Consider the following 3,754-nt stretch of genomic DNA (forward strand, 5'->3'; position numbering starts at 1 on the left):
ATGCCATTAAGCGAAGGTCATTCGCAATTTTAGACATATTCATCATACATACTTTCAATGCTGCTGATACTTCAGTGTATGCATCCGTATTTTGCGTTGCATCTACTAAGTCTTCTGCACCAACAAGTGGTAGTTCACTAATTACAGCTAAATGTTTTACAACTGCTTCAATATATTCTGAATCTGCATTTAAACCTGTACCAACTGCAGTTGCTCCCATGTTCACTTCATATAAGTGTTGACGTGACTGCTGAATTCGTTTCATATCACGTTCAAGTACGCGAGAGTATGCTTTAAATTCTTGTCCAAGGCGAATTGGCACAGCGTCTTGTAAATGTGTACGACCCATTTTAATCACATGATCGAACTGTTCTGCTTTTAATTCAAATACATCGTGCATATAACCCATCGTTTGTAATAAACCTTCTAATGCGTTTAATGTAGCGATATGAATCGCCGTTGGGAATGCATCGTTTGTTGATTGCGCCATGTTCACATGACTATTTGGACTAATATAATGATAGTCTCCCTTTTCCATTCCTAATAATTCAAGAGCACGATTGGCAATGACTTCATTTGCATTCATGTTCATTGAAGTGCCTGCTCCGCCTTGGATTGGATCTACGATGAAATGATCATGCCATTTTCCATCGAGAATTTCTTGAGCAGCTTCTGCGATCGCGCCGCCCTTGTTCAATTCCAATCTTCCTACATCTGTATTCGCAAGCGCTGCAGCTTTTTTTACAATTGCGAACGCTTTAATTAATTCCTTATTTACTCTATATCCTGTGATTGGAAAGTTTTCAACAGCACGTAATGTTTGAATACCGTAATAAGCCTCAATAGGTACTTCCTTTAATCCCAAAAAATCCTGCTCAACTCGTATGTTTTTGTTTGTAATTGACATATTAATTTCTCTCCTATATTAAATGTAAAAAACAGATGAAGTCATTACCAATCCTTATCGGATTTAAGTGTTAGGTCATATGCTAAAGGCGTTTCAAATATTTCTTTAATTTCTTCTAATTTATTAGTCCTTCCAAGTGTCCACATCAATTTTGCTATAATGGCTTCCGTATTCATGTCTCCTGATAATATCACTGGATGCTGTACTACTTTTCGTCCTACTTCATAGAGAAGTATGTCTTCTCCTTCTTCTAGGCATTGAGTAGTAATTACTACAGCAATGCCCATTTCAGTCAACTCTTGAATTTTCGAAAGCAAGTTTCTTCCCTCAAAAGGTAATCCACCGTTACCAAAACTTTCAATAATGATTCCTTTATACACATCTTTTAGACAATCAAATATCTCCGGTTTTGTACCAGGGTACAATTTCATAAGAAAAACATCTGTACATAAATTAGTATTTACTGAGAGTTCATTATGAGGGAAAGTTGGCTTCCAATGATATTTCACTTCATTTTCATTTACTTCAGCAACATATGGGTAATTCACACTTTCAAATGCATCATAACTTTTTGTTCGCATTTTAACAGCTCTTGTCCCAATGATCACCCTACTATCAAAGACAATAAACACACCGCCAACATCCTCACAGGCAAATCTAAGAGCATCAGTCACGTTTTTCTTTGCGTCTGTTTTTTTGAAACTGATAGGTACTTGTGAACCTGTTAAAACAACTGGTTTTCTTAAACCTTGAAGCATATAAGAAAGTGCAGAAGAGGTATATGCTAACGTATCGGTTCCATGTGTAATCACAAACCCATCGTAATCATCATAATGACTAAAAATAGCATTAGCCATTTCTATCCAATGCTCAGGCTGCATATTTGTACTATCAATATTCATTAGAATTTTACAATCTATCTCTAAGTTTTGAGATGACCTTGAGAAATAATGCAACAATTCCTCTGCTGACAATCCTGGAACAAGTCCTTCGTTTCCCTCCACAGATGCAATAGTTCCTCCTGTGGCAAGTAATAAAATTTTCTTCACACACAAAACCTCCATAAAATTAGAACCTACATATCGTTCGCGTAATGCGTATTTATATTTATCATTATAGAACTTAATTTAGAATAATCAAGGTTTTGTATTCAAAACGCGTACACTCTTTCTTTTCTTGACTATTTTTCTATGTTATAATTGATTCAATAAAATAGATGAGGTATGAGACGAATGCTAGAACGCTTATCTGAATTAAGAAAAGAACGAAAATGGTCCTTACAAGATACAGCAGATCGACTTGGGATTGCAAAAAGCACCTATGCAGGGTATGAAAATGGTTATAGATTGCCTTCATTACAATCTTTATCCAAAATAGCAGATTTATTTGATACTTCCGTAGATTATATTTTAAGAAGAACGGAAAATTCACAACAAATCAAAGATTTAATTGAAATCACAAAACTACTGAAAGATCCAGACCAAACACTTTTAATAGACGGAGAAGTATTATCCACTGAAGAATTAATTGACTTTATTGCTTTTGTGAGGAGTAAAAGAGAACTAAACTTCAGGAAAATAAAAAATATTTAATCTGAGTTTCAAAATAAATAATATAAAAAACGAAGAAGAAATTCATTTCCCCCTTTAAATTTAGATGTACCGATACTATTAATCTGCAACTAGGATATTTGTGATTAATATGGAAATGATTATTAATCCGATTTCATTCCATTAACTACCTAATAAAAAAAGTATCTATTTCTGAAGTGACCCCCGAAAGTTAGACAGGTCGCTTCATTAGGCATCCTCTAGGGTATGAGGCCGGTATTGTACCGGGCTCATACCCTAGAGGATGCCTTAATTCTTTTATGATTATAGTAGTCTATATATTTTGCTAATTCTTGTTTGAAATGTGTTATACTTTCAAATTCTTTTCGATACAGAAATTCCGATTTCATGATACCGAAAAAATTTTCAATAACGGCATTGTCATAACAGTTTCCTTTACGAGACATACTTTGTGTTATGCCATATTGCTTAAGAGAATGACGGTATTGGTTCATTTGATAGTGCCACTCTTGATCAGAATGAATGAGGAGTTTGTCTTGATCTGTTACGTGTTCAAAGGCTTGGTCTAACATTGTTGAAACAAGGGAATAGGTCGGTCTTGAACCAATTGTATACGTGATAATTTCACCATTAAATAAATCCAACATCGGTGATAGGTATAGCTTCTCCCCAAATAACTTAAACTCCGTAATATCTGTAACCCACTTCTCATTTGGTTTTTTCGCTTGGAAATTGCGATTTAAAATGTTGGGCGCAATTTGCCCAACTGTCCCTTTGTAAGAACGATATTTTTTCATACGAACAAGGCATTTTAACCCTAATTCTTTCATAAGGCGATACACTTTTTTATGATTTATTTTGTGTCCACGATTCATCAGTTCATCACGAATACGACGATACCCATAACACCCATCATGTTCATGATAAATAGCTTGAATTTTTTCTTTTGAAGAAAATTTAGCCATAAAAAATGCACCTCCAATTGTTAGACTATGTCTAACAATTGGAGGTGCATTTCACTAAAAAGATACTTTTTTTATTTTAGTATAAATTATTCTGTCCTAATAATTTTTCATAATTTATCTATCTGCACATCGCTATCAACCTAAAAATTTAGAATTACCCGAAAACGAAAAAAAGAGTTTTTTATTACAAAATATTACAAAAATTAGACTTAGGGTTACTTTGAACTACCCCCACTTTCACTTCGTTTAGAAGTGGGGGATTCCTAAGTAAAGAGTTCTATCGAACTCTAATTGATTAGGCTAACCCCGCA

The 3,754-nt window shown here is 34.4% G+C and carries 3 protein-coding genes and 1 pseudogene; 1 reads left to right on the forward strand and 3 read right to left on the reverse strand.

Annotation, left to right across the window (positions count from 1 at the left end; all coding sequences use genetic code 11):
- Window positions 1-907, reverse strand: a 907-nt coding sequence (locus AC0NJG_RS28495) for a lyase family protein (RefSeq protein ID WP_474063701.1), incomplete at its 3' end; no start/stop codon positions are given.
- Between the two features lie 44 nt (window positions 908-951).
- Window positions 952-1,956 carry an asparaginase gene (locus AC0NJG_RS28500; protein ID WP_474063702.1) on the reverse strand — a complete coding sequence of 335 codons (1,005 nt, stop codon included), beginning with the start codon at window positions 1,954-1,956 and terminating at the stop codon, window positions 952-954.
- A 183-nt stretch (window positions 1,957-2,139) separates the two neighbouring features.
- Between AC0NJG_RS28500 and AC0NJG_RS28505 the strand changes: the two genes are divergently transcribed.
- Window positions 2,140-2,499, forward strand: a complete 360-nt coding sequence (locus AC0NJG_RS28505) for a helix-turn-helix domain-containing protein (protein ID WP_474063703.1) — start codon at window positions 2,140-2,142, stop codon at window positions 2,497-2,499.
- Between the two features lie 207 nt (window positions 2,500-2,706).
- Here AC0NJG_RS28505 and AC0NJG_RS28510 read toward each other — a convergent pair.
- A pseudogene (locus tag AC0NJG_RS28510) lies at window positions 2,707-3,425 on the reverse strand (IS3 family transposase); the annotation flags it as partial.
- Between the last annotated feature and the right edge of the window lie 329 nt (window positions 3,426-3,754).

The organism is Bacillus sp. SSR7 (assembly GCF_055902415.1).

What these genes read in the sequence shown, in the direction of transcription:
- AC0NJG_RS28505 (WP_474063703.1), top strand. Translation starts at nt 2,140, where the DNA reads ATGCTAGAACGCTTATCTGAATTAAGAAAAGAACGAAAATGGTCCTTA.